Annotated in this window: 15 protein-coding genes and 1 pseudogene; 9 read left to right on the top strand and 7 right to left on the bottom strand. The window is 74.4% G+C overall.

Going from position 1 to position 15,125, the window contains the following annotated elements; all coding sequences use genetic code 11:
* Positions 1–14 precede the first annotated feature (14 nt).
* The 5 genes and pseudogenes from zapE to ADK41_RS10160 all read left to right on the top strand — a co-directional run.
* Entirely contained in the window at positions 15–1,118 is a 1,104-nt protein-coding gene (zapE, locus tag ADK41_RS10180) for a cell division protein ZapE (protein ID WP_030828504.1), read from the top strand.
* A 395-nt stretch (positions 1,119–1,513) separates the two neighbouring features.
* On the top strand, positions 1,514–2,095 hold the full coding sequence (locus tag ADK41_RS10175) for a carbonic anhydrase (RefSeq protein ID WP_030828506.1): 582 nt from the start codon (positions 1,514–1,516) through the stop codon (positions 2,093–2,095).
* Positions 2,096–2,103: 8 nt separating this feature from the next.
* On the top strand, positions 2,104–3,570 hold the full coding sequence (locus ADK41_RS10170) for a SulP family inorganic anion transporter (protein WP_234318847.1): 1,467 nt from the start codon (positions 2,104–2,106) through the stop codon (positions 3,568–3,570).
* Positions 3,571–3,757: 187 nt separating this feature from the next.
* Positions 3,758–4,585: a slipin family protein gene (locus tag ADK41_RS10165; RefSeq protein ID WP_037804465.1), complete on the top strand. Its 828-nt coding sequence runs from the start codon at positions 3,758–3,760 to the stop codon at positions 4,583–4,585.
* 90 nt (positions 4,586–4,675) lie between these two features.
* Positions 4,676–6,064 (top strand): annotated as a pseudogene (locus ADK41_RS10160) (PhoX family protein); the annotation flags it as partial.
* 51 nt (positions 6,065–6,115) lie between these two features.
* Here ADK41_RS10160 and ADK41_RS39030 read toward each other — a convergent pair.
* Entirely contained in the window at positions 6,116–6,601 is a 486-nt protein-coding gene (locus ADK41_RS39030; RefSeq protein WP_030828520.1) for an SRPBCC family protein, read from the bottom strand.
* The gene (locus ADK41_RS39025) at positions 6,598–7,014 is read right to left on the bottom strand and encodes an ArsR/SmtB family transcription factor (protein WP_030828523.1); all 417 of its coding nucleotides are present in this window, start codon (positions 7,012–7,014) and stop codon (positions 6,598–6,600) included. Before ADK41_RS39025 ends, ADK41_RS39030 begins: the two co-directional genes overlap by 4 nt.
* 87 nt (positions 7,015–7,101) lie before the next feature.
* Here ADK41_RS39025 and ADK41_RS10155 point away from each other — a divergent pair, with 87 nt between their 5' ends.
* The 4 genes from ADK41_RS10155 to ADK41_RS10140 all read left to right on the top strand — a co-directional run bounded on the left by ADK41_RS10155 (position 7,102) and on the right by ADK41_RS10140 (position 10,537).
* Complete coding sequence (locus ADK41_RS10155; protein WP_030828527.1) at positions 7,102–8,625, top strand: FAD-dependent oxidoreductase; 1,524 nt, start codon at positions 7,102–7,104, stop codon at positions 8,623–8,625.
* A gap of 92 nt (positions 8,626–8,717) precedes the next feature.
* Positions 8,718–9,605 carry a polysaccharide deacetylase family protein gene (locus ADK41_RS10150; RefSeq protein ID WP_053670231.1) on the top strand — a complete coding sequence of 296 codons (888 nt, stop codon included), beginning with the start codon at positions 8,718–8,720 and terminating at the stop codon, positions 9,603–9,605.
* Entirely contained in the window at positions 9,602–9,787 is a 186-nt protein-coding gene (locus tag ADK41_RS10145; protein ID WP_030828533.1) for a hypothetical protein, read from the top strand. Before ADK41_RS10150 ends, ADK41_RS10145 begins: the two co-directional genes overlap by 4 nt.
* Positions 9,788–9,820: 33 nt before the next feature.
* On the top strand, positions 9,821–10,537 hold the full coding sequence (locus tag ADK41_RS10140; RefSeq protein WP_030828536.1) for an aminoacyl-tRNA hydrolase: 717 nt from the start codon (positions 9,821–9,823) through the stop codon (positions 10,535–10,537).
* A 50-nt stretch (positions 10,538–10,587) separates the two neighbouring features.
* On the opposite strand, the gene ADK41_RS10135 is transcribed toward ADK41_RS10140, so the two are convergent.
* From ADK41_RS10135 to ADK41_RS10115, 5 genes are read right to left on the bottom strand one after another with little or no spacing between them, the layout of a single operon-like run.
* Positions 10,588–11,172, bottom strand: coding sequence for a hypothetical protein (locus ADK41_RS10135; protein WP_030828538.1), 585 nt, complete (start codon positions 11,170–11,172; stop codon positions 10,588–10,590).
* Complete coding sequence (locus ADK41_RS10130) at positions 11,169–12,512, bottom strand: DUF58 domain-containing protein (protein WP_030828542.1); 1,344 nt, start codon at positions 12,510–12,512, stop codon at positions 11,169–11,171. The genes ADK41_RS10135 and ADK41_RS10130 overlap by 4 nt, the downstream gene beginning before the upstream one ends.
* The gene (locus ADK41_RS10125) at positions 12,509–13,507 is read right to left on the bottom strand and encodes an AAA family ATPase (protein ID WP_030828545.1); all 999 of its coding nucleotides are present in this window, start codon (positions 13,505–13,507) and stop codon (positions 12,509–12,511) included. The genes ADK41_RS10130 and ADK41_RS10125 overlap by 4 nt, the downstream gene beginning before the upstream one ends.
* Positions 13,504–14,079, bottom strand: a complete 576-nt coding sequence (locus tag ADK41_RS10120) for a hypothetical protein (protein ID WP_030828546.1) — start codon at positions 14,077–14,079, stop codon at positions 13,504–13,506. Before ADK41_RS10120 ends, ADK41_RS10125 begins: the two co-directional genes overlap by 4 nt.
* Complete coding sequence (locus ADK41_RS10115) at positions 14,076–15,020, bottom strand: DUF4129 domain-containing protein (protein ID WP_030828547.1); 945 nt, start codon at positions 15,018–15,020, stop codon at positions 14,076–14,078. The genes ADK41_RS10120 and ADK41_RS10115 overlap by 4 nt, the downstream gene beginning before the upstream one ends.
* Positions 15,021–15,125 lie beyond the last annotated feature (105 nt).

Below are 15,125 nucleotides of genomic sequence, written 5' to 3'. Positions count from 1 at the left end.
TAGCATGGGGGATCGTGTCGTCCTCCTCCCCCGCCCCCCGTCCCGGTCCGATAGCCGATGCGGCGCCGCTGTCGCTGTGCGCCCGTGAGCCGCACGTGCCCGCGGACCGGCTCGTCGCCGAGATGGTGCCGCCGCCGCGGTTCGACTCGGTCCGCTTCTCCACCTACCTCCCGGACCCGGACCAGCCGAGCCAGACCGAGGCCGTGCGCGTCCTCGATGGCTTCGCGGCCGGTCTCGACGGGGCGGCGGCCGGCGGCTCGGGCCGGCGCAGGCTGTTCGGCTTCGGCAAGGCGCCGAAGAAGGCCCCGGCGGGCCCGCGCGGCGTCTACCTCGACGGCGGCTACGGCGTCGGCAAGACCCACCTGCTGGCCTCCCTGTGGCACGCCACCCCGGCCGAGCCCTCCCGCAAGGCGTTCGGCACCTTCGTGGAGCTGACCAACCTGGTCGGCGCCCTCGGCTTCCAGCAGACCGTGAGGACCCTCTCCGGGCACCGGCTGCTGTGCATCGACGAGTTCGAGCTGGACGACCCGGGCGACACCGTGCTCGTCTCCACCCTGCTCGGAAAGCTGGTCGAGGCCGGCGTGGCGCTCGCCGCCACCTCGAACACGCTGCCGGGCAAGCTCGGCGAGGGCCGGTTCGCGGCGGCGGACTTCCTGCGCGAGATCCAGGGCCTGTCGGCCCACTTCCGCGCCCTGCGCATCGACGGCGAGGACTACCGCCACCGGGGTCTGCCCGAGGCGCCGGCGCCGTACTCCGACGAGCTGGTGACGCGGACGGCGCACGCCACCGAGGGCGCCTCGCTCGACGCCTTCCCCGACCTGCTGGACCATCTCGCGCGGGTCCACCCCAGCCGCTACGGGGCCCTGACCGACGGACTGCGCGCGGTGTGCCTCACCGGTGTGCGTCCGGTGCCGGACCAGTCGACCGCGCTCCGGCTCGTCGTCCTCGCGGACCGGCTCTACGACCGTGAGGTGCCCGTGCTCGCCTCGGGGCTGCCGTTCGACCGGCTGTTCAGCGAGGAGATGCTGAAGGGCGGCTACCGCAAGAAGTACTTCCGGGCGATCTCGCGGCTCACCGCGCTGGCCCGCGACGCGGGACGGCTCGCCGAGGACCGGTGAACCGCGCGTCGGACACCTGCTCGAATCACCGCTGATCAGGAGCGGATTCGCGCCAACACACCCTTTCTTTTCAGGCTCTCTACGCCAGGAAACACCGAGTTAACCCTGCAAACGACTTTGCAGGGTTAATGTGTTTCTTGACCAACCGTTGACCAAGCCTTGGTGTGCGGAAGAGGTGCGAACCACCTTGTGGGACGGTCGTGTCCCGAGGTCCGGCGACCGCGGCCCCACCCCGGCCGCTCTCCACCGCTTTACCCGCGCTTCACTTCTTCGCATTTCCCGCGCCCTTCGCACACGTGCACACCTTCCGTGAGGCAAAGGCCATGGATCAGCGAAGTCCGACCTTTGTCATGCCCGTCCGACGCGTCCCCACGCGCGCCAGGAGGTACCGCCAGATGCAGCCCCTCATCGACAACGCCCGCACGTTCGGACAGCGCCCTGAGGAGTTCGCCCGCCTCGCCGAGGGGCAGTCCCCCGACGTCCTGTTCATCACCTGCTCCGACTCCAGGGTCGTACCGGCCCTGATCACGGGCGCCCGGCCCGGCGAGCTCTTCGAGCTGCGCACCGCGGGCAACATCGTCCCGCCGTACACCCCGGGGCGCCCCACCTCCGAGGCGGCCACCGTCGAGTACGCGGTGGGGGTCCTCGGGGTCACGGACATCGTGGTCTGCGGCCACTCCCACTGCGGGGCCGTCGGCGCGCTGGTGCGCGGTGACGACCTGGACGCCGTACCCGCCGTGCGCGACTGGCTGGCGCACGCCGCCGACGAGCCGGCGCCGGCCGACGCGGCGGACCCCGCCTGCGCGGAGGCGGTCCAGCACCACGTCCTGGCCCAGCTGTTGCGGCTGCGCTCGTACCCGTGCGTCGAACGACGGCTGGCCTCGGGCCGGCTCCGGCTGCGCGGCTGGTACTACGAGGTGCACACCGGAGCCGTCCGCGAACACCGCGCGGACACCGACTCCTTCGAGACGCTGTGAGCACGGCCGTGTCCAGGTTCCCCCATCTGCGGCAGGACTTCGCCGCCTCGCTCGTCGTGTTCCTCGTCGCGCTCCCGCTGTGCGTGGGCGTCGCCGTCGCCTCCGGCGTCCCGGCCGAACTCGGCCTGGTCACCGGCATCGTGGGCGGGCTGGTCACCGGTCTGCTGCCGGGCAGCAGCCTGCAGGTGTCCGGTCCGGCCGCCGGGCTGACCGTGCTGGTCTTCGAGGCCGTCGACACCTACGGGCTGCCCGCGCTCGGCGTGATCGTGCTGGCCACCGGGCTGCTCCAGCTGGCCATGGGCGCGCTGCGGCTCGGGCGCTGGTTCCGCGCGATATCGCTCTCCGTGGTCGAGGGCATGCTGGCCGGCATCGGCCTCGTGCTCATCGCGGGCCAGTTGTACGCGGCGGCCGGGCTGACCGCGCCCGCCTCCGGCACGGACAAGCTCCTCGGACTGCCCGGGGCCGCCGTGGACGCGCTCGGCAGCACCGAGGCGCTCGCCTCGCTCGCGGTCGGCGCGGGCACCGTCGCCGTGATGGTGCTGTGGCGCCGGATGCCGGGCCCGGCAGGCGCCGTGCCGGGCGCGCTCGCGGCGGTGCTGCTGGCGACGGCGGTCACCCTCGCGTTCGGCGTGCCCGTCGCGACGGTCGAGGTGCAGGGCCTGCTCGACGCCGTCCAGCCGCCCGGCGCGGACGTCTTCGGCGGGCTGGAGGCCGGCGTCCTCGGCACGATCGTCGCCTTCACCCTGATCGCCTCCGCCGAGAGCCTGTTCAGCGCCGCCGCGGTGGACCGGCTGCACGACGGCCCACGCACCCAGTACAACAAGGAGCTGATGGCGCAGGGCGCGGGCAACACGGTCTGCGGGGTCCTCGGCGCGCTGCCGATGACCGCGGTCATCGTGCGCAGCTCGGCCAACGTCCGGGCGGGCGCCAGGACCAAGGCGTCCCGGGTGATGCACGGCGTGTGGCTGCTGCTGTTCGCCGCGCTGCTGCCGGCCGCGCTGGCGCTGATACCGCTGCCCGCGCTGGCCGGCATCCTGGTCCACGCCGGCTGGAAGCTGATCCCGTTCCGCGGGCTGGTCGCGCTGTGGCGGGGGCACCGGGGCGAGGCGCTGATCCTGGTGGCCACCGCCGTGTCGATCGTCGTGGTGAACATGTTCGAGGGCGTGCTGATCGGTCTGGCCCTGTCGGTCGTCAAGACGGCCTGGGAGGCCTCGCAGGCGAAGCTGGAGGTCGTGGACAAGGGCGCGGGCCCCGTCCAGGTGCACCTGTCGGGCAACGCGACCTTCCTGCGTCTCCCGAAGATCCTGGACACCCTGGAGTCCCTCCCCCAGGACCGCCCCGTGGAACTGGACCTCACCGGCCTCCACCACGTGGACCACGCCTGCCGCACGGCCCTGAAGAACTGGTCCGAACGCCACAGCACCCCGGGCACAACCCCGGTGAAACTCACGGAAACACCGGTCACGGCGCCTTAGGAGCGCGGGGCTGTGCCGACATGCGGTTGTGCCGACATGCGGCTGTGCCGCGTGGGCGCGAAGGGGCGGCGGGGCGAGGACGCCCTCCCGCCCCGCCCTCACCCCCCGCCCAGGCATGGCCCCGCACCCGGCATCGGGCATATCGTTGCAGAAGCAGATACACCGGACCTCTGACCGGGAGGTCGACATGGTCGGGGAACTCCTCACCGCGGTCGCCGCGGCAGCCGCCGGCGGCACGGTCTACCTCATCGCGGCGGCCCGGGTCGTGAAACAGTACGAACGCGGCGTCGTCTTCCGTCTCGGCCGCCTGTACGGCGCCGCGCGCCCGCCCGGCTTCACCCTCGTCGTCCCCGGCGTGGACCGGCTGCGCAAGGTCAACCTCCAGATCGTCACGATGCCGGTGCCCGCCCAGGAGGGCATCACCCGGGACAACGTCACCGTCCGGGTCGACGCGGTCGTCTACTTCAAGGTCGTCGACGCGTCGGCGGCCATCGTCAACGTCGAGGACTACCGCTTCGCGGTCTCCCAGATGGCGCAGACCTCCCTGCGGTCGATCATCGGCAAGAGCGACCTCGACGACCTGCTGTCCAACCGCGAGAAACTGAACCAGGGCCTGGAGCTGATGATCGACAGCCCCGCCATCGGCTGGGGCGTGCAGATCGACCGCGTCGAGATCAAGGACGTCTCCCTGCCCGACACCATGAAGCGGTCCATGGCCCGTCAGGCCGAGGCAGACCGCGAGCGCCGGGCCCGCGTCATCAACGCCGACGCCGAGCTCCAGGCGTCCAGGAAACTCGCCGAGGCCGCCCAGGAGATGTCGGACACCCCCTCCGCCCTCCAGCTCCGCCTGCTGCAGACCATCGTGGCCGTCGCCGCCGAGAAGAACTCCACCCTCGTCCTGCCCTTCCCCGTCGAACTCCTCCGCTTCCTCGAACGCGCCCAGCAGTCCGCACCGACGCCGGACCGGGCGGCGGAACCCCGCCCGGAGCCCGACGGCCACCGCGCCGGCCCGTGACACGAGCGACACGCGTGGTTCCCGTGACCCGCACCAGGTGATAGACACGGCGGGGTCACAGTTCCTGTCCGCCAGCAGGAAGGTTTCCCCATGTCAGAAACCGGGTCCATCACCGGCTCCCCCGCGACACGGCGTCAGGTGCTCGCCCGTTCCGGCGCCCTCGGCGTCGGCATCGTCTTCACCGGCGCCCTCTCCGAGCTCTTCACCGGCACCGCCGCCGCCCGGGACCTCGGTCACAGCGGCTACGGCCCGCTGGTCCCCGACCCCGACGGGCTGCTCGACCTGCCGAAGGGCTTCCGCTACGAGGTCCTCTCCCGCGAGGGCGAGCGGCTGCGCTCCGGCGAGGGCCCGGTCCCCTCCCACCACGACGGCATGGCCGCCTTCGCCGGCCGCCACGGCCGTGTCCACCTGGTCCGCAACCACGAGAACCGCGCCACCGCCGACATCCCCGTCCCGGTGGTCGACGGCCTGACCTACGACCCGGAGGGCAAGGGCGGCTGCACGGCGCTCACCCTGGACCACCAGGGCCGGGTGCTGTCGGAACGGGTCGCGATCGCCGGCACGGCGGTGAACTGCGCGGGCGGGCCGACCCCCTGGGACACCTGGCTGACCTGCGAGGAGACCGAGGACAAGGCCGGCACGAACGGCTACACCAAGGACCACGGCTACATCTTCGAGGTCGACGGCGCCGACCCGCGCCGCACGGGCGCCGTACCGCTGACCGCGATGGGCCGCTTCCAGCACGAGGCGGTCGCCGTGGACCCGAGGCGGGGCGTGGTCTACGAGACCGAGGACGCCTTCGAACGGCCCTTCGGCCTCTTCTACCGCTTCCTGCCGCGAAAGCCCCTGGGCGGCACCGGTTCGCTGCGCGCGGGCGGCCGGCTCCAGGCCATGCGGGTGCCCGGAGTGCCCGACCTGTCCTCGATCCAGGACATCGGCGCCCGTTTCGACGGCATCGAGTGGGTGGACGTACCGGACCCGCAGGCCGTCGAAACCCCCATCCGGCACCAGGACTTCGGTCCGCGGGGCATCACCCACGCGCAGAAGCTGGAGGGCTGCTACTGGGGCGGGCGCTCGGTCTACTTCGTGTCGTCCTTCGCCCGCAGCGCCGAGGGGTCGGCGGCCGACCACTACGGCCAGATCTGGCGCTACGACCCCGACCGGCGCCGCCTCACCCTGGTGATCGTCTTCGGTCCGGACACCGACGTGCGGTTGCCCGGCGAGTCGCCGGACAACATCTGCCTCGCGCCCGGCGGCGGCCTGATGGTGTGCGAGGACGGCGGAGGCGCCCAGTACGTCTACGGCGTCACGCGCCGGGGCGAGGTCTACGCGATGGCCCGCAACCGCCAGACCATCGGCGCCCCCGGGGAACCGGAGTGGGGCGAGTTCGCCGGGGTCACCTTCTCCCCGGACGGCCGCACCATGTACGTCAACTGCTACACGCCCGGCACGACCTTCGCCGTGACGGGCCCCTGCCGGGGGGGGAGGGGGGGGGGCGGGGCTGCGCCGCCCTCCGCCCCGCCGCGGGGTTCAGCCCGCGACGAGCGCGTCCATCTGGCCGACGGCCTGGCTCATCCCCTCCACCATGCCCATCTCGGCCAGCCGCTCCATCTGCTCCCGGGTGTCGAAGACGGACCGCAGCTCCATCCGGGTGCCGCCCTCGAGCGCGGTGAGCGTCATCCGTACCGAGGTGGTCGGCATCTCGGGGTTCGGCCTCCCCTCCTGGTCGGAGAAGCCGTCGGTGAACTCCAGGGCGGTCGGCGGCGTGACCGAGGAGATCCGCCACCAGCCGCCGTACCTCTCGCCCTCCGGGCCGGTCATGTGGTATTTCATGCCGCCGCCGGGCGTCAGGTCGTGCTCCTCGAAGGTCGCCGGGTAGCTCGGCGGGCCCCACCAGCGCTCCAGCAGCCGCGGGTCGGCCCACAGCCGCCACACCCGCTCCACGGGGGCGGTGAAGTCGGCGACGAGGGTGAGCGTCAGTGTGTCGACGTCCTTGTCCACGGTGGTGACGGTCATCCGTCCGGTCCTCTCTCGGTGTCGGGGGCGGCGCCGGATCCGGCGGACGGGGCGGGACACCCGGTGTCCTCGACGAGCAGACCGGACATCCGCTCCACCCGCGGCGCCCGCCAGGCCGACTCCAGTTCGTCCAGGGCCTGCCGCGCCCGGCCCACGGCATCGGGATCGGTGCGCACGAGCCGCTCCCGTCCGTGTCGCTCCTTGGTGACCAGGCCGGCCCGCTCCAGCACCGTGACGTGTTTCTGCACCGCGGCGAAGCTCATCGGGTAGGCCGCGGCCAGACGTGACACGGACAGCTCACCCCGGACACAGCGACGGAGTATGTCGCGCCGCGTCGCGTCGGCCAGGGCGTGGAACAGCCGGTCCACGGTTTCGTCGGTCCCGTCCGTCCTGCCGCTCTCATCTACAACCATTTGGTTGTACGTTATCCCCGTGCCGTCCGCCGCGCAAGCGGTCCGCCCGGACGGTGAACCCGGCCGTACCGGGGTACTCGGCGCCGCATGACGGAGAAGCAGCAGACAGGCGGCTCGTACTGGCTCCAGACCGCGCCGGGCGGCCGGCACGCCCCACTGACCGAGGAGCTGGACGTCGACGTGGCGGTGATCGGCGCGGGCATCGCCGGTCTGTGCACGGCCCGGGAGCTGGCGCGGGCGGGCAAGAGCGTCGCGGTCCTGGAGGCCGGACGGGTCGCGGCCGGCGTCACCGGGCACACCACGGCCAAGATCACCGCCCTGCACACGCTGGTCTACGACAAGCTGCGCCGCACCCGGGGCGCCGAGGGCGCGCTCCTGTACGCCCGTTCGCAGTCCGAGGCGATCGAGCACACCGCCCGGGTCGTGGAGGAGCTCGGCGTCGACTGCGAGTGGGAGCGCCGCAGCTCGTACACCTACGTCCGGGACGCGGACCGGGTGGAGGAGCTGCGCGCGGAGGCCCGGGCGGCGCGGGAGGCCGGGCTGCCGGCCTCCTTCGTGACGGAGACCGGTCTGCCGTTCCCGGTGGCGGGCGCCGTCGAGGTGACGGACCAGGCGCAGTTCCATCCGCGCAAGTACCTGCTGGCCCTCACGGACGACATCGTCGCGCACGGCGGGCGCGTCCACGAGGACACCACCGTCCTCGGCCTGGAGGAGGGCACGCCGAACCGGCTGTCCACGTCGACCGGGGCGACGGTGACGGCCCGGGACGTCGTGGTCGCCACCCACTACCCGGTCTTCGACCGGGCACTGCTGTTCACCCGCCTCTCCCCGCGCCGCGAACTGGTCGTCGCCGGGCCGGTCCCGGCCGACCGGGACCCGGGCGGGATGTACATCACCCCGGAGGAGAACACCCGCTCGGTGCGCACGGCCCCCTACGGCGAGGACGGCGCCCGCCGCTTCCTCGTGATCACCGGTGAGCACTTCACTCCGGGCACGGGCGACACGCGGGCCCGCTTCGACCGCCTCTCCGACTGGGCCCGCGCGCACTTCCCCGACGTGGAGCTCACCCACTCCTGGGCCACCCAGGACAACGACCCCACCGACACCGTGCCGCTGGTCGGCCCGCTGCACCCGGGCGCCCGGCACACCTACGTCGCCACCGGTTTCGGCGGCTGGGGCATGAGCGGCGGCATGATGGCGGGCCTGCTGCTCACCGCGCAGATCACCGGCCGGGAGTGCGCGTGGAGCGAGCTGTACGACCCGCGCCGGCTGGCCTCCGCCGTGCGCGAGGCGCCGTCCTTCCTCAAGCACCAGGCGCAGGTGGCCAAGCACTTCGTCGGCGACCGGCTGCGCCCGGCGCCGCCGGCCGAGGCGCTGCCGCCGGGCGAGGGCGCCGTGGTCCGCACGGAGGAGGGCCGGCTCGCGGTCTACCGCGACGAGGACGGCGCCCTGCACGCCGTCTCCGCGCGGTGCACCCACCTGGGCTGCCTGGTGGACTTCAACGCCGCCGAACGCGCCTGGGAGTGCCCCTGCCACGGCTCCCGCTTCGACACGGACGGCAAGGTCGTCCAGGGCCCGGCGACCCGGCCGCTGGAGCGGCACGACATCTGAGGCGGCGGGGGCGGGCACCCGCCCGGGTGATGTGGGAACGGCTCTCCGGCAGCACGGCGGGAATGCCATACGGTTGATCATATTGTCACACGGTGATCACTCTCGTACGCCGAGCAGCCGCCGTATGCGTGCTGGCCACCGCGCTCGCCGCCTGCGCCCCCCCCCGCCCCGCCCCGCAGGCGCCCCGCCCCGCGCCCTCGGCGCCCTCGGCCCCCTCCGCGCCCTCGGTCCCTCCCACCCTCGCCCCGGGCCCCTCCGGCCTGACCCCGGTCTTCCACCACGGCCCGCGCACCGGCGACCGGACGGTCGCCCTCACCTTCGACGCCGACATGACCGCCGACCAGGGCCCGAGGGCGGCGGCGGGCGAGCGCTTCGACCACCCGGGACTCATCGCCGCCCTGCGCGCGCTGGAGGTGCCGGCCACGGTGTTCATGACGGGCCGCTGGGCCGAGGAGTATCCGGACCAGGCCCGCTCCCTCGGCCGGGACCCGCTCTTCGAGGTCGCCAACCACTCCTACAGCCACTACGCGTTCACCGGCGACTGCTACGGCCTGCCGACCGTCTCCGCCGACCGGATGCGGGCGGACGTGGAGCGGGCGTACGCGGTGTTCCGGAAGGTGGGCGTGCCCGATCCGAAGCCGTACTTCCGCTTCCCCGGCGGCTGCTACGACCGTACGGCGCTCAAGGCGCTGACCCCGGCCGGGGTGACGGCCGTGCAGTGGGACGTGGTGGGCGGCGACGCGTTCGCCACGGACGCGGAGGCGGTGGCCCGGCAGGTGCTGGACGGCGTGCGCCCCGGCTCGGTGGTCGTCCTGCACTGCACCCGCAGCGCGGCCCCGACCACGGAACGGGCCGTGCGGAGGGTCGTCCCGGAGCTGCGCCGCCGGGGCTACCGCTTCGTCAGGGTCTCCGAACTGATCGCGGCGGCGAACGGCCGGGCCGAGCCGCCCCGTGCCGTAGTCCCTACGCTGGAACCATGAGCGACACCGACGACGACTACTGCCTGATCGACGCCGCCCGGCCGCCCAGGGCCGACGGCCCGCCGTACGCGGCGTGCGTGCTGTGCCGGAAGCCGACGGAGTACCCGGAGTCCTACAAGGGCGTCACGCTGTGCCCGGTCTGCGAGTGGCGGGAGGCCGAGCGCACCTCCTGCTCCGGCTGACGAAACCCCCGCGCGGGTTGGCAGACTGTCCCCGTGAGCGATGACCGGACCCCTTCCGCCGACAGCCCTTTCCGCCCCGACCCGGGCGCCCGCGACGCGGCGCCCCAGTTCGTCCTGCCCCTGGTGGTGCGCATCGAGCGGGCGGCGCCCCCGGCCCGTACGGACGCCCTGGAGACGGCGGCCCGCGCGGTGCTGGTGATGCTGACCGACGAGCGCTCGGCCGGCGAGGGAGAGTGGGCGCGGGCGGTGCGCGACTGGCAGGACGCCCGCATCCGCAAGGTGGTGCGCCGGGCACGCGGCGCGGAGTGGCGCCGCGCGGAGGCCCTCCCGGGGATCACGGTCACCGGCAAGTCGGCGGAGGTCCGCGTCTTCCCGCCCGTCCCCCTGGACGGCTGGCCCAAGGACCTGGCCCGCCTCCAGGTCTCCGGCACCGACCTCGACGACCCCGACCCCGTCCCCCCGGTGGACCCGGCGGCCCCCGTCCTGTGGCTGAACCCCGACCTCGGCATGTCGGCCGGCAAGGCCATGGCCCAGGCGGGCCACGGCGCCCAGCTGGCCTGGTGGGGACTCGGCGACGAGGCCCGCGCGGCCTGGCACGCCACCGGTTTCCCCCTCGCCGTCCGCACCGCCGACCCCGCCCGCTGGCCCGCCCTGACGGCCGCCGGCCTCCCCACGGTCCGCGACGCGGGCTTCACGGAGATCGCCCCGGGCTCCTGCACGGTGGTGGCGGACCATCCGGCGCTGCGGTGACAGGGACGGGCGACGGACGGACGGGCCCCGCCCGTCCGTCCGTCGCCCGTCTACCTCCTCCCGCCCCACCGCCGGGCCCCCAGCACTCCACCGACGGCCATCGCCGTTCCCACCACCACGCCGGCCGCGATCACCCGTCCCACCCCGGACCCCGGGCCGGACACCGGAACCGCCGCGGCGGCCATCACGACGCCGGCCCCCGCACACGCGCCGGCGGCCTCTGCCCACACCCGCGCGGCCCCGCGCCCCCACCGCCACGGCCATGTCTCGCTCGTCACCAGGTACGCGACCGACAGCACCACCACACCGGTGGCCTCCCACCACGCCGGAGCCCCGAACGCCGCGATCACCACCACACCGACCGCCAGCGCGGTCGTGCGGTGCCGCAGCAGAACGTGGGACCAGCGCACCGACTCCAGCGACGGCCGCCGGTCCACCGCCGGCGCCGCCCACATCGCGAAGGCGACCGCGCATCCGAACAGCACCGCCCCGCGCGCCCCGCTCACCGTCGTCCACGGGCGCCACGCCATCACGACGGCCGCCGCCCCGAGCACCCGCACCGGCACGGTCCCGGCCCAGTGCCGCGCGTACTCCCGGAAGGCCGCCCGCGCGTCGGGCGCCGTCGTCGCGTTCACCGCCGCCCTCCGATCCACCCCGACAGCAACGGCGCCAACGCCAGGTCCAGCGGCTCACCCACGACGTGCCGCAGCACCGGCACCCCGCTGTCCCGCAGGGCGAACCGCATCGCGTCCCGGTCCGCATGCCACAGCCGAAGCCCCAACTCGCCTGCCGTGTCACCGGCTTCGACGTGCGGGTCCCCGCTCGGGATCTCCACGACGACCGGCCGGCGCCCCCGCCCCTGAAGATCCCGCAGCACCTTCAGCACCCGTGCGTCGCTCAGCGGAGTGAACACGTACACCAGAGCCCCTTGCGGCAACGCGGGGGGCGGTACCCGCTCGAGCCCCGGCCCGTCGAACCGCCGGTCCTTGCGGACGTCGAGGACGCTCTCAACGATGCGGTAGAACGTCGCGTCCCCGGTCCCCGGCGCCAGCCACCGCGTGGTGCCCCCGGTCGAGACGACCCCCACCCGGTCGTGGGTGCGCAGATACGCCCGGGCGAGTCCGGCGGCCGCCCGCACCGTCTCGTCCAGGGAGGAGGCCCCGGTCGCCGGGTCGACGACATCCCCGAACGCGTCGAGCAGCATCACCGTGTCGGCGGCCCGTTCGGCCGCGAACCGGTGCAGTTGCACGGCCCCGCGCCGGGTCGTCGACGGCCAGTGGATGCGCCGCTGCCTCTCCCCGGGCACCCACGGCCCCACCCCGACGACCTCGACGCCCTCTCCGGCCTGCGGGGAGGCGTGCTCGCCGAGCCGCTGCGGCAGCCGCACCGGGATCGGCGTGAACCGGGCCTGCGCGGCGTGCGGGAACACGGACACCTCGGCCGCCTCGACCCGCACGGTGCGACGCACGGTACCCCCGGCGTCGTACACGTCGAGGTCCACCGGGCCGAGCGACCAGCGCCCCCAGCGCAACGCGGTGTGGCGCAGCGTCACCGTGGACGGGCCGACGACGACCTCGTCGAGCCGCAGGCCCGGGCCGAGGGTGACCCCGGGGTCGAGGCGAACGGCGCCGCCGTCGTGCGCCACCGAGACGCGGAGCGTGACGGTGTCGCCCTCGAAGCAGCGCTTCGGTTCGACGCTCGCCGCCGTCTCGACGCGACGGACGTGCGTACGGGGCAGCGCGAGCGCCAGCAGCACCAGCGGCGCCGCCGCGAGCGCGAGCAGCCACGCCCGGCCGGTGAGCAGGGCGGCGGACAGGGCGACGACGGCGACGGTCAGCAGGCGCAGTGTCCGCTCGCCCGGGCGCGGTCCGCCGGGCGGCGGGGGCGGTGGCTGCGCCGCACAGGTGCGCCCCTCCAGGGCGCGGACCACCGCGGCGCTCGGCCGCGGCGCGGACGGGGGTGGGGGCGGGGTCACGACGGCAGGGCGGCCGTACGCCGCGTAGACGGCGTGCCGACGCTGTCGACGATCTCCCGCAGCACGTCGTCCGTGGACATCTCGCGCACCCACAACTCCGGCCGCAACGACACCCGGTGGGCCAGAGCGGGCACCGCGAGGTGCTTGACGTCCTCCGGAACGACATAGTCCCGGCCGTCCAGCACGGCGCGTGCGCGCGCGAGTTGCACCAGGGCGAGACCACCGCGCGGCGAGGCGCCGATGCCGATCTGGGGGTGGTCGCGGGTCGCGCCGACGAGTGCGACGGCGTACTCCAGCAGGTCGTCGTCGATCTCCACGCGCTCCACGACGGCCCGCCACGCCACGACGTCGGCCGGCCCCGCGAGCGTGTCGAGCACGGCCTCGGGCGCGGCCCGGTCGATCCGGTCCCGCAGCATCGCCAGTTCCTCCCCGGCGGTCAGGTAGCCCATCCGCACCCGCAGCTGGAACCGGTCGAGCTGGGCCTCGGGCAGGGAGTAGGTGCCCTCGTACTCCACCGGGTTGGCGGTCGCGATCACCAGGAACGGGTCGGCGAGCGGCCGGGTCTCGCCGTCCACGGTCACCTGCGACTCGGCCATCGCCTCGAGCAGCGCGGCCTGTGTCTTGGGCGGTGTCCGGTTGATCTCGTCGGCGAGCAGGAGATGCGTGAAGACCGGGCCGGGGTGGAACACCATCGCGCCGGTGCCCCGGTCGTACAGCGGCGTTCCGGTGACGTCCGACGGCAGCAGGTCGGGGGTGAACTGGATCCGGCGGAAGTCCAGGCCGAGCGTGGTGGCGAAGGACCGGGCGAGGAGCGTCTTGCCGAGCCCCGGCAGGTCCTCGACGAGGACGTGCCCGCCGGCCAGCACGGCCAGCATCACGAGTTCGAGGGCGTCCGACTTGCCGACGACGGCACGGCCGATCTCGCGCAGTACGGCACCGGCCTGCTCGCCGACCTGCTCCGCGGTGCGGGGCCGGGGCGTGGAGGGACTCGTCACGTGGTTTCTTCCTTACGGATGCGGAGGGTGCGCGTGCGGGGTGCGCCGAGTGCCTCGAGCCGGTCGACGAGACGGCGCAGCACGTCCGGGGGGACGTCGCCGTCGGGCCCGGTCCGGGGCGGCTCGTGCCCCAGCCACGGCCACAGCTCGGGCCCGACCAACTCGGCGGCGCGCTGTGGCTGGTGGTCGAGCGAGACATGGTGGTGCTCGGCGAGCACAACGGCGAACAGGCGGCGCAGTTCGGGCCGGAGCACCGCGCGGTAGGAGAGGGCGCCGTCGGAGCCCGTGGCGTTCCGTATGTTCCGTCGCCACTCGCCCATGCCCGGCGCCCGCGTCCGCAACAGCCTTGCCTCGTCCCGCCGTCCGGAGTCGAAGGCGTCCGCCCCGGCGACGTACCGGGCGACGATCAGCGCCGCGACGACGAGCACGGTCACCACGGCGCCGGCCGCCTCGGGCCCGTCGAGGAGCAGGACGAGCAGGACACCGGACCCGGCGACCGCGCCGCCGAGCAGCCCGAGCCGGCGCAGTGGGAGCGCGTCCCGCCCCGAAGTCGGGTCCGTGGGCCGGTTCACCGCGCGGCCTCCCGGTCCTGGAACAGCGCGGCGATCTCCTCCAGGGCGGCGGCCGCGGCCTCGCGGTGCGGGGCGCCCATCGGGTGTGCGGAGTAACGGGCCTCGCGGAACAGCTCGGTGAGACGCGGCGCGGCCGCAGTCGGGGCGAGGCCCGCGCCGGCGGCGCGGGTGAGCAGGTCGGAGGGGCTGTCGGAGGCGCGTCGCTGCACTCCGGACGCGACGAGTGCCTCCTCCATCGCGGCGTAACAGGCGATGACGGCCGCCCGGGCGTCACCGGTGTCGGCCAGGGCGCGCCGGCCCGAGCGCACGGCGGACAGGAGCAGACGCGCGTCGTCGTCCTCCGCCGGAACGCCCGCGGGGCCGAGGCGCGGTGGCGCCGTCAGCCCGTGCCGTCGCAGTCGCCGTACGACGGCCGCCGTGACGACCACGAGGACGACCGCGGCCAGCAGGCCGAGCAGGAGGTGCAGCGGCACGGACGCCCCGTTCCCCGCCTCCTCGCCGGACGTCGGCCCGTCGAGGACCGGCGGTGTGGGGGGCGGCTGCGATCGGAGATCCGCCGGTGGGGTCGCCGGCGGGGTCGCCGGTGTGCTGTCGTGGTCGAACCGGTGCAGGACCAGGGCCAGGACGCCGATGACGCCCGGCCCGGCGAGCAGCAGCGGCACGGCGGCCTGTCGCAGCCGCTCCTCGCCCGGCGGCAGCCCGGTGAGGTCGGCGCCGGCCCGGCGGCGAAGATACCCGGTGGCGTACATGGCCCCCACCGCCCAGGCGAGGGACGCCCCGATCACGACGAAGCCCCAGTGGCCGAGCGGCCCCTCGCCGGAGTGCAGCAGCCCTTCGGCGGGCCGCAGCACGAGGGCGGCCAGGGCCAGCGCCCCGACGACCCCGGCGGCGACCGCCGCCCCGGACACCGCCCGGCGCCCCTCCCGCTCCCCTCGTTCCATGCCGTCCCCCGCTGAACGCTTCTCCCCCGAACGTCAGTTCACCGCATCCTGACACATGCCGGGCCACCCGCCCACGGCGCGCTTCGCCGCTCCCGCGGGTGCGGG

It is taken from the genome of Streptomyces caelestis (assembly GCF_001279005.1).
Taxonomy (GTDB): Bacteria; Actinomycetota; Actinomycetes; order Streptomycetales; family Streptomycetaceae; genus Streptomyces; species Streptomyces heliomycini.
The sequence above is the reverse complement of the archived record's forward strand: the minus strand, read 5'-3'. Positions and strand labels throughout refer to the sequence as shown.